The sequence below is a fragment of the Anaerotruncus sp. DFI.9.16 genome (genome assembly GCF_024461615.1).
GTDB lineage: Bacteria > Bacillota > Clostridia > Oscillospirales > Ruminococcaceae > Anaerotruncus > Anaerotruncus massiliensis.
Window position 1 is genome coordinate 307,357 of record NZ_JANFZX010000001.1, and the last position, 18,515, is coordinate 325,871.

Here is an 18,515-nt window from a genome sequence, read left to right on the forward strand (position 1 = left end):
ACGGACGAACATCCGATCCAACTTCATCAAAATTACGAAGTTAGTGTTCGTCCGCAACGGGGGTTTTATTCTCCGCGCCCGGAGGATTTGCCGTGCTTAATCGGCGCGGAAATGGTGATACTAATGGCTGCCGCACCGCTGCGGAAACGGCGCGGCGCGCAAATGAAGAATCTGTGTTTGGAGTGTGAGTTTCATGGCAAGTCCCAAGGAACGAAAGGTGCGGCTCATCCCCTGCGACAAGGACTGTTACTACCAGCAGCAGGGCTACTGCTCGCTCGACGACATCAGCTACATCACCAGCTGCGACGGAAACGGATGCGGCTATTTTACCCGCACCGACCCCTATGCCGAACTAACGGATGACCGCGATGGCCTGTGAAAGATTCTGCACCCCGATCAGGTTGAGCTCGGGCATCCCGCGCAGGTCGATCTGCTTCACGCAGTGCTTGGGCACCACGCAGGTGGTGAACCCGAGCCGGTAGCTCTCGCTGACCCGCTGCTGGATGCTCCCCACCGCGCGCACCTCCCCCGCGAGCCCCACCTCGCCGAAGGCGGCCAGATCGTCCGGCACGCCCTTGTCGAGCAGGTTGGAGATGAGCGCCATCGCGACCGGGAGGTCCGCGGCGGGCTCGTCCAGCCTGAGCCCGCCGACCACATTGATGTACGCGTCGAGATTTCCGAAGAAATACCCGCAGCGTTTTTCCAGCACCGCGATGAGCAGCGCGGCGCGGTTGTAATCGAACCCCGCCGCCTGCCGCCGCGGATTGCCGAATCCCGTCTTGGAGACGAGCGCCTGCACCTCCGCGAGGATGGGGCGCGTCCCCTCCATCACGCAGGCCACGCAGGTCCCGGACACCCCCTTCGGGCGGCCGGAAAGCATCATTTGGGAGGGGTTCGGGACCTCTCGCAGGCCGTCCTGCGCCATCTCGAAGACGCCGATCTCGTTGGTCGAGCCATAGCGGTTTTTGACCGCGCGCAGGATGCGGAAATTCTGCTGGCGCTCCCCCTCGAAGTAGAGGACCGCGTCCACCATGTGCTCGAGCACCTTCGGCCCTGCGATCGCGCCGTCCTTGTTGACATGCCCGACGATGAACACGGGCACCTCCATGCTTTTGGCAATGCCGATGAGCACCTGGGTGCACTCGCGGATCTGCGTCACGCTGCCCGCCGACGAGGTGAGCGCGGCAAGGTTCATCGTCTGGATCGAGTCGATCATCACCATGTCGGGCGACAGCCGCCGCACCGTCTCGAGCACGCTTTCGATGTCGGTCGTGGCGCAGATATAGAGGTTGTCGCTCGCAACGCCCAGCCGGTTGGCGCGCAGTTTGAGCTGGCGCGCGCTCTCCTCCCCCGATACATAGAGGATTTTGAGTCCCTCGCAGAGATACTCGCAGATTTGCAGCAGCAGCGTCGACTTTCCGATGCCCGGGTCGCCCGAGAGCAGCGTCACCGAGCCCGCGACGATCCCGCCGCCGAGCACTCGGTCAAGTTCCCCGACGCCGGTGACGTACCGCTGGCTGTCGTCCGACGAGATCTCCGAGAGCTTTTTCACCGTGCTCTCCCGCACCGCGGGCGCGCTCCCACCGGCCGAACGGGACTTCGCTGACGAGACCTGCTGGCGCACCTCCTCGGTCATCGAGTTCCACTCGCCGCAGTCGGGGCAGCGCCCGTACCACTTGGCCGACTCGTAGCCGCAGCTCTGGCAGACGTAGACGCTCTTATTCTTGGTTACAGCCATCCTTCACATTCCTTTTTATTCGAGTTCCCGGTAGACCGCCATCTCCGCCGGAGTCTGAAGTCCGAGGTATTCCGCCGTCGAGGAGAAGATCGCAAATGCAATCTTTTTCTGATAGTCCGCGTCGATCAGCTTGTAGGCGTCGTCCGGATTGGAGAGGAACCCGCACTCGATCAGCAGCGCGGGCATCGGGGCATTGTAGATGAGGTAGACGCTGTCCCCGCAGGGCTTATACTGGCGGGTGTTCTCCGGCTGGAGCATCTCCACCATCCGCCGCTGGGTGATCTTCGCGAGCGCCTCGCTCTGCGGATTTTTCGGCCCGTAGAAGACCTGCGCGCCGAAATACTGCGACTGCGGGAACTTGTTCTGGTGGATGCTCAGCAGGATGCAGTTGTCGTAGCTTTTCGCAAGCTCGAGGCGGTTGTGAATGTCCGAATTCTTCCGCTTGCGGATGGTCGTGAGCGACGGGTCCTCAAGCGTCTCGTCGCTGTCCCGTGTGAGCACCGCGTCGAACCCGTTCACGGTGAAGAGGTCGTAGAGCTTGCGGGCAATCGAAAGGTTCAGATCCTTCTCGACGATCCCGTCCACGCCCGTCGCGCCCCCGTCGAAGCCGCCGTGCCCCGCGTCGATCACGATGGTGGGCAGCCCCTGTTCCTCCCCGGCAAAGACGGGCGTGACCGCCATGATCTCCGACACCGAATGTACCATTAGGGAAACCGCCGCCAGCCCGAAGAGCAGGACCGCCGCGGCAGTCGATTTTTTCCATTTCATGCGCATCCCCCCGCTCCAATCTATGCGGAGGGACCGGGGCATTATGCCGGACAGCGGCGCTCGAGCGCTTCGATGAGGTCGGCGAGCGCGCCGTCCTCACAGCGCCCGAAGATGCCCCGGCAGAGATAGCGCACCGCGTCGGGAGCCTCGGCCGTGGTGGCGGCAAAACCGGCCGCCGCGAGCATCCCGGCGTCGTTGTAGTAGTCCCCCATCGCGACCGTGCGCGCGGGAGGAATCCCAAGCAGGTCCATCAGTTCTGTCAAGGCTGTCCCCTTTTCAGCTTCGGCGGGAAGCATTTCGACAAACGGACGGCCCGTCCGGAAGAACCGCACGTCCTTCCAGCCCTGCGCATTGCCGAACTCCTCGACCCGCGCGGTCCATTCGCAAGGCATCGCCATGACCGCCTTGAGGAAGGGACCGCGTGCCTTTGTAAGCGCCTCTTCGAGGATCGGCATGTTTTCCCGGCCGAGGTATTCGCGGACATAACCGGGCCCGGAGAGCGCGACGATCTCCCGCTCCCGCATCAGTGCGAAGCCCGCGTCGGGAAATTCCCGCATCAGCGCGGACAGGTAACCGGGATAGCTGTCGGGCAGTTCATGCGCGCGGAGCACCTTTTCGGCGGCGAAATCATAGATCGCGCAGCCGTTGTAGAGGATGCAGGGCGCATTCACCGGAAGCTGCTCCACATAGGGGCGCGCCGAGGCGATCGAGCGCCCGGTGGCGACGGAAAACCTCCCGCCGGCGGAAATAAACCGACGCAGAGCCTCGATGTTGCGCGGCGGGATGGGTGCGGGAAAGTTCATCAGCGTCCCGTCGACGTCGCTGACGAGCAGCAGATCGGAAAGCTTTGTCAAGGATGGTCCCCCCTCAGGCTGTCGAGAAACGCGGTGTAATAAGCGGGAAGCCCGCTTGTGAACTCGAGATATTCCCCTGTGCGCGGATGGATAAAACCGATCGCGCGGGCGTGCAGGCACTGCCCGCCGAGCCGCGCGATCACCTTTTTCGGCCCGTAGACGGGGTCCCCCGCAACGGGATGGCCGATGTGCGCCATGTGCACGCGGATCTGATGGGTGCGCCCCGTCTCGAGCCGCAGCTCCAGATCGGTGAACCCGGTAAACCGCTCCCGCACCCGGTAGTGGGTCACGGCGGGGCGGGAGTTCCGCTCGGTCACGCACATCTTCTTGCGGTCGGAGGGATTCCGCCCGATCGGCGCGTCGACCGTTCCCTCCCCGGTGGAAAAGCCGCCGTAGACGACGGCGTTGTAGATGCGTGTAAAGCTGTGCGCCTTGATCTGCTCTGCGAGCAGATTGTGGGCGAAATCGTTCTTGGCGACGATCAGAAGTCCGCTCGTATCCTTGTCGATCCGGTGGACGATCCCCGGACGGATGACGCCGTTGATCGACGAGAGCCGCCCGGCGCAGTGAAAGAGCAGCGCGTTCACGAGCGTGCCGTCCCAGTTGCCCGGCGCGGGATGCACGACCATCCCCTTGGGCTTGTCGACGACCAGCAGGTCGTCATCCTCGTAGACGATGTCGATGGGGATGTCCTGCGGGACGACGTCGAGCGGCTTTGCGTCCGGCACCTCGACGGCGAGCTCCTCGCCGCCCCGCAGCCGGTAGTTCTTCGCGATCGCCTTTCCGTCCGCGAAGACGGCGCCGTCGTCACACAGCCTCTGCACGACCGAGCGGGAGAGATCCTCCGCCGCCTCGGCAATCCAGCGGTCGACCCGCTCCCCCGCGTCCGCCTCGTCGGCGGCGAAATAGCGCCTATTCAACGCTTCCGCCCTCCGGGGCTTCCGGAGCGGGCGGGACCTTTTTGTCCCTGCCCTCAAGGAAGAGCAGCCAGACCGCCAGCAGGATCGTCCCGACGACCACGCAGCAGTCGGCAAAGTTGAAGACCGGGAAGTGGAAGAGCGGCGACACGTCGAGATAGTCGACGACAAACGCCCGGAAGATCCGGTCGATCAGGTTGCCGAGCCCGCCCGCGACAATGAGCCCCACGCTCCACATGGCGAGCTTGTGGCGGATTTTTCCGCTGACGAGCAGCCATACGGCCACCGCGATGACCGCGAGGGTGACGATGGAGAGGAGCCCCACCCGCCCCTGGAAGATGCCGAACGCGGCTCCGCGGTTCTCCACGTAGGTCAGTTGGAGAAGGCCGGGGATAAGCGTCACCGACGGCGCGCCGGGCAGGGCGGCCAGCACCCACAGCTTGATGAGCTGGTCGGCGAGCACGAGCAGCGCGGACACGATCAAAACAATTGCTGTCATAAAATGTCCTCCAACAGAAATTTGCGGCGCTTAAAGGAATTTAAGCGCCGCAAACTGATTTCTAACCGTGTTTAACCAACGATCCCGGCGCAGCGCGCGCAGAGCTCGGGATGCTTCGCGTCGGAACCGACCGTGCCACTGTAAGCCCAGCAGCGCGGGCAGTGCGCCCCGTCCGCATGGGCGACGGTGACGGAAAGCCCTTCGACCGCGCCCTTGAACGAGCCTTCCCCGCCCCGTTCGAGCGAAACGGCGGAGACGATGAAGACAGGCGCGAGTTCGTCCATGACCGAGGCGAGGAAATCGTAGAGCTCCCCGTCGCAGTGGAGGGACACCTTCGCCTCGAGCGACTTGCCGATCGTCTTGGCGGCGCGGGCCGCCTCGAGCGCGCCGAGCACGTCGTCGCGCACCAGGTGGATGCGGTCCCACTTCTCCATGAACACCTCGTCGACCATGCCGTCGACCGCCTTGGCCATCTCATTGAACATGACCGAGCCGGCGTCATAGCCGGAGTCGGCGGGCAGGTAGCTCCAGATCTCCTCCGCGGTGAAGGGAATGATCGGCGCGATGAGCAGCGTGAGCCCACGCAGGATCGTGTAGATCGTCGTCTGCGCGGCGCGGCGGTCGGCCGAATCGGCCGCCTCGACATAGAGGCGGTCCTTGATCACGTCGAGGTAGAAGTTCGACATATCGATCGTGCAGAAGTTGTGGAGCGCGTGGTAGATGATGTGGAATTCAAACCGGTCGTAGGCCCCGGCACACTGCTTCACGAGGTCGTTGAAGCGGGAGAGCGCCCACAGGTCGAGCCCGGACAGCTTCTCCTTCGCAACAAGGTCCCGGTTGGGATCGAAGTCGGAGATGTTGCCGAGGATGAACCGCGCGGTGTTGCGGATTTTGCGGTAGACCTCGGAAAGCTGCTTTAAGATGTCCTTGGAGATGCGGATGTCCGCGTGGTAATCGGCGGAGGCGACCCACAGGCGCAGGATATCCGCGCCGTACTGGTCGGTGATCTCGCTGGGCTCCATGCCGTTGCCGAGCGATTTGGACATCTTGCGGCCCTCGCCGTCGACCACCCAGCCGTGGGTGCAGACGGTCTTGTAGGGCGCGACGCCCTGCCACGCGACCGAGGTCAGCAGCGACGACTGGAACCAGCCGCGGTACTGGTCGGTGCCCTCGAGGTAGAGGTCGACCGGCCATTCCAGGCTGGGATTGTCGTGGATGACCGAGGCATAGGACGTGCCGGAATCGAACCAGACGTCCATGATGTCGGTCTCCTTGGTGAACTCCTCGCTGCCGCAGTATTTGCACTTGGTGCCCTTGGGCAGGATGTCCTTCGCGTCGGTGGTGTACCAGGCGTCCGAACCCCCGTGCGTGCGGAAAAGCTCCGCGACGGCGGCGATGCTCGCCTCGTCGACATGGTATTTGCCGCATTTTTTGCAGTAGAAGATCGGGATCGGAACACCCCAGGTGCGCTGGCGCGAGATGCACCAGTCGCTGCGGTCGCGGACCATGTTGATCATGCGGCCACGGCCCCACTCGGGGATGAAGTTGACCTTTTCGATCTCCTCCACCGTCTGCTCCTTGATGTCGTCGACCGAGCAGAACCACTGCTCGGTGGCGCGGTAGATGATCGGCTCCTTGCAGCGCCAGCAGTGCGGGTACTGGTGGATGATCTTCTCCATCGCGAAGAGGTTGCCGGTGGATTCCAGCTTTTGGGCGATCGCCTTGTTGGCGGCGTCGGTCGAAAGGCCCGCGAACTCGCCCGCGAGCTCGGTCAGCTTGCCGAACTTATCGACCGGCACGACGACTTCGATCTCGGGATAGTGCTGCGCGCAGACGTCGAAGTCCTCGACGCCGTGGCCGGGCGCCGTGTGGACGCAGCCTGTGCCGCTCTCGAGCGTGACGTGGTCGCCGAGGATGATCGGCGACTGCCGGTCGAGGAAGGGATGCTGGTAGGTGATATACTCGAGCTCCTCGCCCAGGCAGACGCCGAGAATCTCGTAATCCTCGATCTTGGCCGCCTTCATCGACGACTCGACCAGCTCCTTGGCCATGACGTAATATTCCCCGCCCGCCTTCACGACGCAGTACTCAAACGCCGGGCCGACGCAGATGGCCATGTTGCCGGGCAGCGTCCAGGTGGTCGTGGTCCAGATGACGATATAGGTCTTGGAGAGATCCTCCGCGCCGAGGCGCGCGAGCACGCCCTTCTTGTCGTCGACGACGTTGAATTTCACATAGATCGAACGGCAGGGGTCCTCCTCGTATTCGATCTCCGCCTCGGCGAGCGCCGTTTCGCACTGAGGGCACCAGTATACCGGCTTGAGGCCCTTATAGATATAGCCCTTGTTGGCCATCGCGCCGAAGATCTCGATCTGGCGCGCCTCGTATTCGGGCTTCAGCGTCAGGTAGGGGTTGTCGTAGTCCGCGAGGGTGCCCAGGCGCTTGAATTCCTGCTTCTGGTTCTCGACGAAACGCAGCGCGAAATCGCGGCACACCTTCCGGAGCTCGACCGGGGTGATGTCGCTCGAAACGCCCAGCTCCTTGATCGCCTTGAGCTCGATGGGCAGGCCGTGGGTGTCCCAGCCGGGGGTGTAGGGGGCCTTGTATCCGGACAGGTTTTTCTGGCGAATGATGATGTCCTTGAGCACCTTGTTGAGCGCGGTCCCGAGGTGGATGTTCGCGTTCGCATACGGCGGGCCGTCGTGGAACATATAAAGCGGCTTGCCCTCGTTCTTTTCGATCATCTTGTCGTAAAGGCGCTCACGATCCCATTTTTCGACCATGCCGGGCTCCTTCTGCGGCAACCCGGCCCTCATCGAGAAGTCGGTCTTGGGAAGGTTTAATGTTTTGCTGTAATCCTGTTCGGACATTGGGCTGTTCTCTCCTTGTTTTGTCTATTTCATCTTGACGGAAATTATTTCCTGCGCTTGTCGTCGTCGCGCTTGATGTCGAATTCCTTGCCGAATTTGAGCGGGCCGAACCGCGATTCCCTTTTGGGCGCGGGCGCCGGGTCGGATTCGTAGGCGTCCTCGCTGTATTCAAGGCGCTCCTCCGAATAGCTTAACGGAGCGTCCACCGGCAGCGGGATCGAATACTCGTCCACCGGCTCGACAGGAGGCGGCAGCTCGTCGACAGGCTCCTCAAAGGCGGGCTGCTCCGGCTGGGGCTGGGGTTCCGGCTGCGGGGTGCTCTTCTTCATCGCCGCTTCCACGATGTTCTCGTCCACGGGGATGGAACTGATGAGTTCCAGATGCTGTTTATAGACGAGCTGCAGCTTGCTCTTGAAGGTCGCGACCTCCCGCTGCAGCCGGACGAAGCCCTGCTGCTGCCGCTCGATCTCCTTCTTGGCGTTCTCCACGAGCTGCACGGCCTGCGCCTCGGCGTCCTCAAGGAGCGACTGTGCCTTGGCCTTGGCCTCCCGCACCACGCTGTCGCCCAGCTTCTGGGCGCCGAGCAGCGCCGCGCGCAGGCTCTCCTCGTCCTCCTTGTACTCCTCGAGCTTGTCCGCGAGGACCATCATCTTCTTTTCTAGGTCCCGCTTTTCCTCTATCAGTTCACCGATGTCGCTGGCAATCTGCCGCAAATAGCTGTCGACTTCCTCCGCGCGGTAGCCCCGCCCCTTGGAAAACTGCTTGTTCGCGATCTCGTTTGGATTGAGCACAGTGGAACATCCCCCTTATATCATTCATCGGAATCGTACCGGATCATACATATTTTTTGCAGAGCAGGTGCAGCCGCCCCTTTTTCGTCTCCGAAAGCACCTGCGCGACCAGATATTTCCCATAGCCGCGGACGCTCAGCACGTCCCCCTCGCAGAGCATGTGGGAGACCTCCTGTTCGGGCGCGCCGTTGAGGGACACCGCCCCCGAGCGCACCGCCTGCGCGGCCTTTTCGCGGGAGAGGTGGAGCAGCGCCGCGGCCACGCAGTCGAGCCGCAGGGCGCTCACATTGATGGGGACGTCGGCATAGCGGTGCAGCGCCGGCAACGCGCCGGGAAGCCCCTCCCGGACCCTGACGCCGCAGCGTCCGACCTTGGCAAGCTCATTCAGGACGACGGGCGCGACCGCGTTGGTCACGAAGCAGACGGCGAGCCCCTCCCCCATGAGGATGTCCCCCACCGCCTCCCGGCGGATCTCCAGCCCCGTGAGGGAGCCCAAAATATCCCGGTGGCCGATGGGGTCCTCCGCCCGGAAGGTGAGCGTGAGCGGGACGATCGGGAACGCCGCCTCGTCCGGCTCCTCGTATGGGGCGAAAACGCCGAGCATCACCCGTTCCCCGCCGGGATGCCCGCCGAAAAACGAGTGATTCGGATACGCACAAGACGCGGCCGCCCGCCGCGCCAGCGCGAGCTGGTGCATGTCCAGGAAGCCGGTGAAGCGCGTCACGTATTTTTGCTGCGCTATGGTAAACAGGTCAAGGATGTGGGCGGTGAACGCCTGGTCCTGCCTGTCCGCCGCGAAAGCCATCAGAAGAAGACGCCGTTGCTCTCGAGCTCGTCGAGCAGGTCGCCCATGATGTCGACATTGTAGGGAGTGATGATGTAGGTGCTGTTGGCGACGCGCTTGATCTGGCCGTTGTTGGCGTAGGCCACGCCCGAGAGGAAATCGATCAGCCTGCGGGAGACGTCCTTATTGGTCGACTCGAGGTTGAGCACGACGGTGCGCTTGTCGTTGAGGTGGTCCGCCACGGCGGAGGCGTCGTCAAACCGCTCGGGCTTTACGAGCACCACCTGAAGCTGGGTGGTCGCGTGGATGTTGACAACCTTGTTGCCGCGCTTCTCTCCGTGCACCGCGGGCTCCTCGCGGACGGGATCGGGGCGGGGATTGTCGTTGGAGATGAAATCCACGTCCACGTCCTCGTAGTACTCGTCCTCCGGAATCCCGATGAAGTTCTTGAACTTATCCATAAGTCCCATAAAAACATCCCTCTCAGTTTCTCATTGATGGCCGGCATAGGCCCTGCGCCCAAACAGCGCGGTTCCAATCCGAACAAGGCTGGAGCCGTGCTTGATTGCCAACAGGTAGTCGTCCGACATCCCCATAGACAAAAAATCCATACTGATATTATCTATTTTTTTCTGCCCGATGTCAACAAATAGTTTATACAAACTGGAAAAATAACGTTCTCTTTCGAGATCGTTTTCGCAGACCGGCGGGATCGACATCAGTCCCCGCACACAAATCCCGCCAACCGAGGAAACCTCTTCCAGAAATTCCGGAAGCGCTTCGGGCGACACGCCGGATTTTGTCAGTTCGCTTCCAATATTTACTTCCACCAGGCAGTCCATCTTTTTTCCGAGCTTTGCGCACTGTTTTTCGATCTCCCGCGCGAGCGGGAGGCTGTCCAGCGACTGGATCATCGTCACCTTGTCCGCGATCTGCCGCACCTTGTTGGTCTGCAAATGCCCGATGAAGTGGATCTCCACCCCGTCCTTCCGGTAGTCGTCGTATTTGGAGAGCAGCTCCTGCGCGCGATTTTCCCCGAGCAGCCGCACCCCCGCGCCGATCGCCTCGTTGACCCGCGCGGCCTCGACCGTCTTGGTCACCGCCATCAGCCGCACGTCCGCCGGGTCTCTGCCGCATTTCGCGCAGGTCTCGGCTATACGCTCGGTAATATCCCTCACCGTCGCGGCGACGGCCCTTTCGTCAGGCCGGTTTTCCGTCATAAAGCTGCGCCCCCTCGATGACCACATCGTCATATTGCTGGAGACAGTCGGGCTCGGCCTCGGGATTGGCTTCCCGGCAGACCACGAACCCCGCCCCCTCGTAGAGCACATCCACCGGGCGGAAGGCGAGCTTTTCGCCCCGGATGATGTAAACGCCCTTCTGGATGCCCTCGAACCGGATGGCCGAGCTGCTCACCCGCAGCCCGGAGATGGATTTGAATTTAACGTCCGCCTGCGCGGTGCGCAGGTTGACGAGCGCCTCGTTGATATAGTCGCTGCGGAAGACGACGACTGCGCCGCCCTTCTCCTGGTCCTTGTTGACGTTCCACACCACCGCCTCCACCGGGCTTGTCCCGCTGAGGTGGAAATCGAGGGTGACGAGCGCGCCCTCCCGGTATTTGGAGACATCCTCCTCCGGGACGGCGGCGGCAAAGTACCAGTTGTGGCCGAGCATCAGCTTGCCCACCCTTGTGGAATTGGTCTTGACCGGCGTGTTCATCAGCCGGGCCAGATCGTCCGGGAGCAGCTCGTCGAGGTTTTCAAGGTCCGCCTTGCCCTCGAGGCCGTCGATCGTCCGGATGAAATACCCGGGGCGCGGGGCCGTGATCGTCTCGGGTTCCTCCTTGATCTGGGAGGAGTAGTACCGCTCCTCCGATTCGAGCCGCTCGATCTCGCCGGCAAAGCTGCTCTGCTTTCCGGTCGCGACCTGCTTGGTGTTGAGCAGCAGGAGCAGGTTATCCGCCCCGCCGGAAAGCTGGGAAAAGCTGTTGCCGTCCACCTGGCGGATGATGCCGCCCAGTTCGCTGAAAATCTGCCGGTTGAGCACATCGGTGTGCGCATAGGAGGTGGTGCCGGGGTCCTGCGCCTTTTCGAGCTGTTCCCGCTGGTGGGAGAGTTCCCGCACCATCCGCACGTTTTCCGCGTCCTTCTCGCTCCGGTAGACCTCGGCGATCGCGGTGCCGTTGGAGACTTTGGTGCCGTCGCTCGTCAGGTAGGTCGCCACGCCCTTGCCGATCCAGTCGTCAAGCAGCTGTTCCTCGCGCAGGGCGATGCCCGTGATCCCGGCGGTTTCCGCGACCGTGTAGGTATACACCGTCTCGGTTTTGTACTGGGAGGTGAAATACCGCCACGCCTGATAGCCGACGTAGCTGAGCAGGAAAAGCGCGAGCAGCCCCATCACGAGCCTTTGGGTCAACGTATTTTTCATATCCGGTGTTCCGCCTGATTTCTATTCGTTCTCTTTGTCGCCCTCGACCGACTCCAGGATGCTGATCGTCTTGGAGGGAATGATCGTGGAAATCGCGTGCTTGTAGACCAGGTTCTGACGTCCCTCGCAGTCGAGGATGACGGTGAAGGAGTCGAAGCCGCGCACGACCCCCTTGAACTGGAAGCCGTTGGTCAGGTAGATCGTCACGGTGATCTTCTCGCGGCGGGCCTGGTTGAGGAAAACATCCTGTAGATTCAGCTGTTTCATGGTACCTCCCCTGTTGCAAAGCAACAAAATCAGTGTTGTGTCCGTTTTCTCTTTCTGTATCGTGTCTTTGCTTTCAGAATATTATATCACAAAAGAATGCTGTTGTGAACCAGTTCGGCCGCCTTTTGTGCCAGCTCCGCGGGGGAGGAAAACTCGTCCGCGCAGAGCCACCGGATGCGTCCGTCCCGCCGAAACCAGGTGAGCTGCCGCTTGGCATAGTTGCGGGTGGCCTGCTTGAGCCGCGCCACACACTCCTCAAGCGGCGCCCGCCCCTCCAGATAGGGCTGCAGCTCCTTGTAGCCGATCGCCTGGCGGGCCGTCCCGCCGTAGCGGCTGCTGACCTCCCGCGCCTCGTCGAGCAGGCCGCGTTCCATCATGAGGTCGACGCGCCGGTCGATCCGCTCGTAGAGCTTTTCGCGGTCGCGAAAGCAGATGCCGAGCATGCAGGGCTCATAGCGCGCGGGCGTGAGCCGGGAACGGCGCTGATGCTCGCTCATCGGGATCCCCGTCACCCGGTAGACCTCCAGCGCGCGCAGCACCCGTCCGAGGTTATTGGGGTGCAGCCTTTCCGCGAGCGCGGGGTCCACCCCGCACAGCTCTTCGAGCATCGCTTCGCCGCCGCGTTCCCGCGCCTGCGTTTTCAGTTCCTCCCGCACCTCCGGCGAGGCGGGAATCTCCCCATAGTCGAGGTTGTCGACGACCGCGCCGATGTAGAGCCCCGTCCCCCCGGCGAGGATCGGCAGCCTCCCCCGCGCGGCGATCCCGTCGATCGCCGCGTGCGCGAGCCGCGCGTAATCCGCCACCGAGAAGGCCGCGCCGTCCGGCTCGATGAAGTCGATTAAATGGTGCGGAACCCCCTTCATTTCGGCTTCGTCCGGTTTGGCGGTCGCGATGTCCATCCCGCGGTAGACCTGCATTGAATCGGCGGAGACGACTTCCCCGCCGAACCGGAGCGCCAGCTCGACGGCCAGGGCCGTCTTGCCCGACGCGGTCGGGCCCGCCACCACGACGAGCGGAAGCTTTCCATCCTGTCTTTCCATATCAGCCCAGCCTGCCAAATTTCTTTTCGATCTCGTGCCGCCGCATACGGACGGACACCGGCCGCCCGTGCGGGCAGTGGTCCGCGTCGCCGTCCTGCCGGAGCATTTCGATGAGCTCCGCGAGGCTTGGCGCAGGGGTCCTGTCGTGCGCCTTGATCGCCGCGCGGCAGGCGACCGTGTGGTAGAAGTCCTCGAGCTGGCGCGGCAGCAGCTTCCCGCCCCCGCGCAGCAGCTTGTCCGCGCATTCGGAGACGATCCCCGCGATGTCCGCGTCCGCGAGGATCGGCGCGACCTCCCGCACCAGCACGAACCCGTCCCCGAAGTCCTCGACGGGGATGCCCGCGCCCGCCAGCAGCGAAGCGTTTTCCAGCACCGCCGCGTGCTCCTCCGGGGAGAGCTTCACCGAGACGGGGGTAAGCAGCATCTGCCGGTCCTCCCCGACCCCGCCCGCCACGATCCGGTTGAAGAGCAGGCGTTCGTGCGCGGCGTGCTTGTCCACGAGCACCAGCTCCTCCCCGCGCTCGAGCAGCACATAGGTGCCGAACAGTTCCCCGATCACCCGCGCGTTCTCATAGGGATCGGGCGGCACGGCGGGTCCTTCCTCCGGGATGCCCAAAGAGGCGGCTTCCGCCGTCTCCGGCGCCGGCTCCTTGTCAAAAAAGAGGGTCACCGGCTCGGCGTGAAAGGTGAGCGCCGGCGGCGCCGTCCCCACGGCGGGCGGCGGGCTCTCCACCGACAGCGGCGCGTCATAGTCGGAGGGCGGCGGCACGTCCGCGCCCGCGCGCACCGGCGCGGCAGGCGCGGGGCGGTAGGTGTATTCGAGCACGGAGGGGGCCCGCTCCGCCTTGAGCCGCTTTTCAAGCAGCTCCTTATATTCGCCGACGCTCAGCCGCTGCTGTGCCGGCGCGGCCTGATCCAGATTCGCCGCAAAGGGATTATACTTTACATCCTCCGCCCTGATCTCGGGCGCGAGCCTGTTCGCGCCGAGCGCCGTCTTGCAGCCGTAATAGACAAGGTCAAAGATGCTCTTTTCGTTTGCGAAGCGCACCTCGATCTTCGCGGGGTGCACGTTCACGTCGACCGCTTGGGGCGGGATCGTGAGGTTCAGCACGCAGGAGGGGTATCGCCCCACCATCATCGTGTTGCGGTAGCTCTCCTCGAGCGCGGCCATGCAGGTCTTCGAGCGCACGAAGCGGGTGTTGATGAAGAAATTCTGGGGCCCGCGCGAGCCGCGCGCGAAGGAGGGCCTGCTGATCACACCATCGAGCGTGAGGCCGTTCGCCTCATAGCGGACGGGGATCGCGTTTTCGGAAAACTCCCGGCCGAGCACGCACCGCACCGCCGAGAGCACCTGCCCGTCCCCCGGCGTCTGCAGGCGCACGACGCCGTCGCGCAGGAACTTGAAGGCCACGCCGGGATTGCCGAGCGCCGCCTTTTCGACGGCGGCGGCGACGCTGTTGCCCTCCGAGACGTCCTTTTTGAGGAACTTCATCCGCGCGGGGGTGTTGAAGAAGACGTCCCGCACGGTGATCGTCGTGCCGGTCGGGCAGCCCGCGTCGGAGAGCTCCCCCGGTTCGCCGCCGGAGATCGCATAGCGCGTCCCGGCAATCTCCTCCGCCGTGCGGGTAAGCAGCTCGACCCGGCACATCGCCGCGATCGAGGCGAGCGCCTCGCCGCGAAACCCCATCGTCATGATGCGGGTGAGGTCCTCCTCGTTTTTCACCTTGCTCGTCGCGTGGCGCAAAAAGGCGTTCTCCACGTCCTCCCGCGCGATGCCCGTGCCGTTGTCGGTCACGCGAATATACCGGATGCCGCCCCCCTGGATCTCGACAGTGACCTTGGTCGCCCCCGCGTCAACGGCGTTTTCCACCAGCTCCTTGACGATCGACGCGGGGCGCTCCACCACCTCGCCCGCCGCGATCAGCTCGGCGACCTGTTTATCCAGCACGTTGATCTTTGCCACTCCGCGTCCCCCCTTTCGTCCTAATCCTTGAGCAGAGATTTCAGTTCATAGAGCTTGTTGAGCGCCTCGATCGGCGTGAGCGTGTTGACGTCAACCTGCCGAAGCGCCGCCTCGACCTCCGAGGGAATCACCGCCTCAAAGGAGATCTGCGGCCCTTCCACGGCCTCGGCGCGCTTCTTCTTCGCGGGCGAGACCTCCTTGCCCTCCTCGAGCTGGCCGAGCACCTGCCGGGCGCGCCGGATGATCCAGTCGGGCACGCCGGCGAGCTTGCTGACCTCGATGCCGTAGCTGTCGTCCGCGCCGCCCGGCACGATCCGGCGCAGGAAGGTGAGCTCGTCCCCCCGCTTTTTGCAGGCGATGTTGTAGTTCTTGACGCCGGGCAGCTCCGATTCGAGCTCGGTCAGCTCGTGGTAGTGGGTGGCGAAGAGGGTCTTGGCCCCCACATGGCGCTTGTCCGCAATATATTCTATCACGGCGCGCGCGATGCTCATGCCGTCAAATGTCGAAGTTCCACGGCCGATCTCATCCAAAATGAGCAGGCTCTTGGGGGTGGCCTCCTTCATGATCTGCGCGACCTCGGTCATTTCGACCATGAAAGTCGACTGCCCGGACGAGAGGTCGTCCGACGCGCCCACCCGCGTAAAGATGCCGTCCACCACGCCGATCGACGCCGACGCGGCGGGTACGAAGGAACCCATCTGCGCCATCAGCACGATGAGCGCCGTCTGACGCATGTAGGTTGATTTACCGGCCATATTGGGGCCGGTGATAATTGCGATCTGCTTGTCGGTGTTGTTGAGCGCCGTGTCGTTGGCGACGAAGGGCGCGCCGTTCATCAGCTGCTCGACGACCGGGTGCCGTCCCTCGCGGATACAGATTTCATCGGAGAAGTTCACATCGGGGCGGCAGTAGCCGTTCGCCTGCGCGACCGCGGCCAGCGCGCAGTAGACGTCGAGCCGCGCCACCGCGGAGGCGGTGGCCTGCACCCGGTGCAGCTCCGCCGACACGGCCTCGCGCACCTCGTCGAAGAGCTTCGCCTCCAGATAGGTGATCCGCTCCCCGGCGGTGAGGATTTTTTCCTCGAGTTCCTTGAGCTCCTGGGTGATGTAACGCTCGCCGTTCGCAAGCGTCTGCTTGCGGATATAGTCGTCGGGCACCATCGACGGGTTGGATCTCGTAACCTCTATGTAGTAGCCGAACACCCGGTTGTAGCCGATTTTGAGGTTCCTGATGCCGGTGCGCTCCTTCTCCCGTGACTCGATCTCCACAAGCACCTGCTTGGTGTTGTGCACAAGGGAGCGCAGGCCGTCCAGCTCCTCGTCGAAGCCCTCCTTGATGACGCCGCCGTCCTTGAGCGCGATGGGCGGCTCGTCGACGACCGCGCGGGAGAGGAGCCCGCAGACGTCCTCGAGCGGATCGATCCGGTCGTGGACCTCCTTTAGATAGGCGCTCGCGCAGCCGGCAAGCCGCTCCCGCAGGCCGGGCAGCGCCCGGCAGGTAAACTCGAGGGATTTGAACTCGCGCGGCGTGGCGTTGCCGTAGATGACGCGGGTCATCAGCCGCTCGAGGTCGAAGATGCCCGAAAGGGCGTCCGCGATGTCGCAGCGCAGGATCGTGTCGTCCACGAGCTCCTCCACCGCGTTAAGGCGCTTATTGATGGCGGCGGGATTCACGAGGGGCTTGTCGAGGTAGCTGCGCAGCAGCCGCTTGCCCATCGCGGTTTTGGTCTTGTCCAGCACCCAGAGCAGCGTCCCGCGCTTTTCGCCCGTGCGCATCGTCTGGGTCAGCTCGAGGTTGCGCCGCGCGGTCAGGTCGAGCACCATGTACTGCTCGGGGTTCACATAGCCGACGTCGGTGATCCGTTCGAGCCCCTTCTGCTGCGTCTCATAGAGGTAGGAGAGCAGCGCGCCGAGCGCGCGGACCGCGCTCTCCTTCCCCTCGAGCCCCAGTTCCTTCGGTTCCCTGGAAAAGTGCCGTTCAATGAGCGCTTCGGCCTCCCGCGGCTCGAACCGCTCGGAGTCGCACAGGTCGGCGACGCAGTGGAGCTTCTCCTTGATAAAGGAGGTGACCTCCTTCTTGTCGAGCAGCCCGTCGTTAAAGATGATTTCGCTCGGGCTGTACCGCCCGAGCTCGTTGATCAGCTCGCCCTGCGCCCCCGCCTCAAACTGGGAGACAAAGAGCTGGCCGGTCGAAATATCGGCGCAGGCCAGCCCCCAGCCGCCCGCGTCGCAGAGGATGCAGGCGATGAAATTATTCGTGTCCTCCGAGAGCATGTTGCTCTCGATGAGGGTCCCTGGCGTGACGACGCGGATGACGCTGCGCTTGACGACGCCCTTGGCGTCGGCGGGGTTTTCCATCTGCTCGCAGATGGCCACCTTGTAGCCCTTTTTGATGAGCCGCGAGATGTACGCGTCACAAGCGTGGTAGGGCACGCCGCACATCGGGGCGCGCTCCTCCTGCCCGCAGTCCCGCCCCGTCAGGGTGAGCTCGAGCTCCTTCGACGCGAGGATCGCGTCGTCGTAAAACATCTCGTAGAAGTCGCCGAGCCGGAAGAAGAGGATATGGTCCTTGTGCTGTTCCTTTACGGCGAAATACTGCTGCATCATCGGGGAGAGCTTCTGCATATCAACGTTCATCCACGCCGACCTCCGGTGGTTATTTTGTCAGTGGTTCAGTGGCAGCCGGAGCAGGAGGAGCAGCTGCCCGAGCATCCGCCGCTCTTCTGTTCGATCTGGTCGGGGTCCTCGCCGTCGAGGCTCCCGCGCAGAATCTGCATGACGAAATCGACCAGCCCGTCGACCTCGTTTTTGGCGTCGTTGTAGGCGCTCATATTCTTGTTCGCCATGATCTGCGCGTAGAGCTCCTTGACCTCGCCGTTGATCGCCGTGATCTTCTCCTGGTCCTTCTCGCTCTTGTTGATCTCCCCATTGAGATCGATCCGCTTGAGGTTGAATTTGCCGATGAGCGACTGGAGCTCCTCGTCCGAATCGTTCATCTGCTGCGCCACCATGAGGCGTAGATACCGCTCGTCCTGCTGAATCGCCTTTCCGAGCTGGCGTGCCGTTGCAATAACATCCATTGTTTTTTCCTCTGCTTTCGATTAAAATTTTATTTATGCGTGTTCCTTGCAGGAGAGGGTCTCCACCTCCAGCTGAAAAACACAGACCGCGTTGAGCATCGCGTCGGGGAAATCCCAACCGCCCTTTCCCGTGCTGTGGAGCATGAACGCCTGCAAAGCGGCCCGCTTTTCCTCCGGGGCCTCGATGACCGAGACGAGCCCCGTCCCGACGACGCTCCGGTAGCGGGCGGAGTTCCTGCACGCGACCTCCGCCTCGATGAGCTCGTAGCCGGTATCCAGTTCGAACCCGGCCCGGGGGGACCTCAGGATGCAGTCCATCTTCCGGCCCTCTTTGGCCCCGTGAAAATAGAAGGTCCGTTTTCCCTCTTTTTCATCATAACCAAAATCGAGCGGGACGATGTAAACCTCCCCGTTGTCATAAAAACCCAGTCTGCAGCAGTGGCAGGCGCGGATGATCGCGTCGATCCGTTCTGGATCGGTCACTTCCCTGTCTTTCCTTCTCATGGTTCCTCCCCGCC

Annotated in this window: 18 protein-coding genes; 1 reads left to right on the forward strand and 17 read right to left on the reverse strand. The window is 63.1% G+C overall.

Features of this window, described 5'->3' with window-relative positions; genetic code table 11:
• The first annotated feature begins 193 nt into the window (after window positions 1-193).
• Window positions 194-379: a hypothetical protein gene (locus NE609_RS01540; RefSeq protein ID WP_101550639.1), complete on the forward strand. Its 186-nt coding sequence runs from the start codon at window positions 194-196 to the stop codon at window positions 377-379.
• On the opposite strand, the gene radA is transcribed toward NE609_RS01540, so the two are convergent.
• The 17 genes from radA to NE609_RS01625 form a co-directional block, all read right to left on the reverse strand.
• Entirely contained in the window at window positions 353-1,738 is a 1,386-nt protein-coding gene (gene radA, locus NE609_RS01545) for a DNA repair protein RadA (RefSeq protein ID WP_256151472.1), read from the reverse strand. The genes NE609_RS01540 and radA overlap by 27 nt on opposite strands.
• A 15-nt stretch (window positions 1,739-1,753) precedes the next feature.
• Window positions 1,754-2,506, reverse strand: a complete 753-nt coding sequence (locus NE609_RS01550) for an N-acetylmuramoyl-L-alanine amidase (RefSeq protein WP_256151473.1) — start codon at window positions 2,504-2,506, stop codon at window positions 1,754-1,756.
• Window positions 2,507-2,547: 41 nt separating this feature from the next.
• Window positions 2,548-3,360 carry an HAD-IIB family hydrolase gene (locus tag NE609_RS01555; RefSeq protein ID WP_121585608.1) on the reverse strand — a complete coding sequence of 271 codons (813 nt, stop codon included), beginning with the start codon at window positions 3,358-3,360 and terminating at the stop codon, window positions 2,548-2,550.
• Window positions 3,357-4,280: an RluA family pseudouridine synthase gene (locus tag NE609_RS01560; protein ID WP_256151474.1), complete on the reverse strand. Its 924-nt coding sequence runs from the start codon at window positions 4,278-4,280 to the stop codon at window positions 3,357-3,359. Before NE609_RS01560 ends, NE609_RS01555 begins: the two co-directional genes overlap by 4 nt.
• Complete coding sequence (lspA, locus tag NE609_RS01565; protein ID WP_101550628.1) at window positions 4,273-4,776, reverse strand: signal peptidase II; 504 nt, start codon at window positions 4,774-4,776, stop codon at window positions 4,273-4,275. The genes NE609_RS01560 and lspA overlap by 8 nt, the downstream gene beginning before the upstream one ends.
• Window positions 4,777-4,847: 71 nt before the next feature.
• Complete coding sequence (ileS, locus tag NE609_RS01570; RefSeq protein ID WP_256151475.1) at window positions 4,848-7,646, reverse strand: isoleucine--tRNA ligase; 2,799 nt, start codon at window positions 7,644-7,646, stop codon at window positions 4,848-4,850.
• A 44-nt stretch (window positions 7,647-7,690) separates the two neighbouring features.
• Window positions 7,691-8,437, reverse strand: a complete 747-nt coding sequence (locus NE609_RS01575) for a DivIVA domain-containing protein (protein ID WP_256151476.1) — start codon at window positions 8,435-8,437, stop codon at window positions 7,691-7,693.
• A 43-nt stretch (window positions 8,438-8,480) separates the two neighbouring features.
• The gene (locus tag NE609_RS01580) at window positions 8,481-9,242 is read right to left on the reverse strand and encodes an RNA-binding protein (RefSeq protein WP_256151477.1); all 762 of its coding nucleotides are present in this window, start codon (window positions 9,240-9,242) and stop codon (window positions 8,481-8,483) included.
• A complete protein-coding gene (locus NE609_RS01585; protein ID WP_256151478.1) occupies window positions 9,242-9,691 on the reverse strand; it encodes a cell division protein SepF in 450 nt (149 codons plus the stop codon). The genes NE609_RS01580 and NE609_RS01585 overlap by 1 nt, the downstream gene beginning before the upstream one ends.
• Before the next feature lie 21 nt (window positions 9,692-9,712).
• A complete protein-coding gene (locus tag NE609_RS01590; protein ID WP_256151479.1) occupies window positions 9,713-10,441 on the reverse strand; it encodes a YggS family pyridoxal phosphate-dependent enzyme in 729 nt (242 codons plus the stop codon).
• Entirely contained in the window at window positions 10,422-11,648 is a 1,227-nt protein-coding gene (locus NE609_RS01595) for an HlyD family efflux transporter periplasmic adaptor subunit (protein WP_121585602.1), read from the reverse strand. The genes NE609_RS01590 and NE609_RS01595 overlap by 20 nt, the downstream gene beginning before the upstream one ends.
• A gap of 21 nt (window positions 11,649-11,669) precedes the next feature.
• Window positions 11,670-11,915 (reverse strand): RNA chaperone Hfq, encoded by a 246-nt coding sequence (gene hfq / locus NE609_RS01600; protein ID WP_101550618.1) that lies wholly within the window; start codon window positions 11,913-11,915, stop codon window positions 11,670-11,672.
• An 86-nt stretch (window positions 11,916-12,001) separates the two neighbouring features.
• Entirely contained in the window at window positions 12,002-12,955 is a 954-nt protein-coding gene (gene miaA / locus NE609_RS01605; protein WP_256151480.1) for a tRNA (adenosine(37)-N6)-dimethylallyltransferase MiaA, read from the reverse strand.
• 1 nt (window position 12,956) lies between these two features.
• Window positions 12,957-14,918 carry a DNA mismatch repair endonuclease MutL gene (gene mutL / locus NE609_RS01610; protein ID WP_256151481.1) on the reverse strand — a complete coding sequence of 654 codons (1,962 nt, stop codon included), beginning with the start codon at window positions 14,916-14,918 and terminating at the stop codon, window positions 12,957-12,959.
• A 20-nt stretch (window positions 14,919-14,938) separates the two neighbouring features.
• Complete coding sequence (mutS, locus tag NE609_RS01615) at window positions 14,939-17,542, reverse strand: DNA mismatch repair protein MutS (RefSeq protein ID WP_256151526.1); 2,604 nt, start codon at window positions 17,540-17,542, stop codon at window positions 14,939-14,941.
• A gap of 47 nt (window positions 17,543-17,589) precedes the next feature.
• Complete coding sequence (locus NE609_RS01620) at window positions 17,590-17,997, reverse strand: YlbF family regulator (RefSeq protein WP_101550612.1); 408 nt, start codon at window positions 17,995-17,997, stop codon at window positions 17,590-17,592.
• 33 nt (window positions 17,998-18,030) lie between these two features.
• Window positions 18,031-18,501, reverse strand: a complete 471-nt coding sequence (locus NE609_RS01625) for a pyridoxamine 5'-phosphate oxidase family protein (protein ID WP_256151482.1) — start codon at window positions 18,499-18,501, stop codon at window positions 18,031-18,033.
• Between the last annotated feature and the right edge of the window lie 14 nt (window positions 18,502-18,515).

Excerpts from the sequence above, each read along its gene's own strand:
- ileS (WP_256151475.1), bottom strand. The coding sequence starts at position 7,646 with ATGTCCGAACAGGATTACAGCAAAACATTAAACCTTCCCAAGACCGAC.
- hfq (WP_101550618.1), bottom strand. The coding sequence starts at position 11,915 with ATGAAACAGCTGAATCTACAGGATGTTTTCCTCAACCAGGCCCGCCGC.
- NE609_RS01625 (WP_256151482.1), bottom strand. The coding sequence starts at position 18,501 with ATGAGAAGGAAAGACAGGGAAGTGACCGATCCAGAACGGATCGACGCG.
- NE609_RS01620 (WP_101550612.1), bottom strand. The coding sequence starts at position 17,997 with ATGGATGTTATTGCAACGGCACGCCAGCTCGGAAAGGCGATTCAGCAG.
- mutS (WP_256151526.1), bottom strand. The coding sequence starts at position 17,542 with ATGCAGAAGCTCTCCCCGATGATGCAGCAGTATTTCGCCGTAAAGGAA.
- miaA (WP_256151480.1), bottom strand. The coding sequence starts at position 12,955 with ATGGAAAGACAGGATGGAAAGCTTCCGCTCGTCGTGGTGGCGGGCCCG.
- lspA (WP_101550628.1), bottom strand. The coding sequence starts at position 4,776 with ATGACAGCAATTGTTTTGATCGTGTCCGCGCTGCTCGTGCTCGCCGAC.
- radA (WP_256151472.1), bottom strand. The coding sequence starts at position 1,738 with ATGGCTGTAACCAAGAATAAGAGCGTCTACGTCTGCCAGAGCTGCGGC.
- NE609_RS01540 (WP_101550639.1), top strand. The coding sequence starts at position 194 with ATGGCAAGTCCCAAGGAACGAAAGGTGCGGCTCATCCCCTGCGACAAG.
- NE609_RS01585 (WP_256151478.1), bottom strand. The coding sequence starts at position 9,691 with ATGGGACTTATGGATAAGTTCAAGAACTTCATCGGGATTCCGGAGGAC.
- NE609_RS01580 (WP_256151477.1), bottom strand. The coding sequence starts at position 9,242 with ATGGCTTTCGCGGCGGACAGGCAGGACCAGGCGTTCACCGCCCACATC.
- NE609_RS01550 (WP_256151473.1), bottom strand. The coding sequence starts at position 2,506 with ATGAAATGGAAAAAATCGACTGCCGCGGCGGTCCTGCTCTTCGGGCTG.
- NE609_RS01590 (WP_256151479.1), bottom strand. The coding sequence starts at position 10,441 with ATGACGGAAAACCGGCCTGACGAAAGGGCCGTCGCCGCGACGGTGAGG.
- NE609_RS01595 (WP_121585602.1), bottom strand. The coding sequence starts at position 11,648 with ATGAAAAATACGTTGACCCAAAGGCTCGTGATGGGGCTGCTCGCGCTT.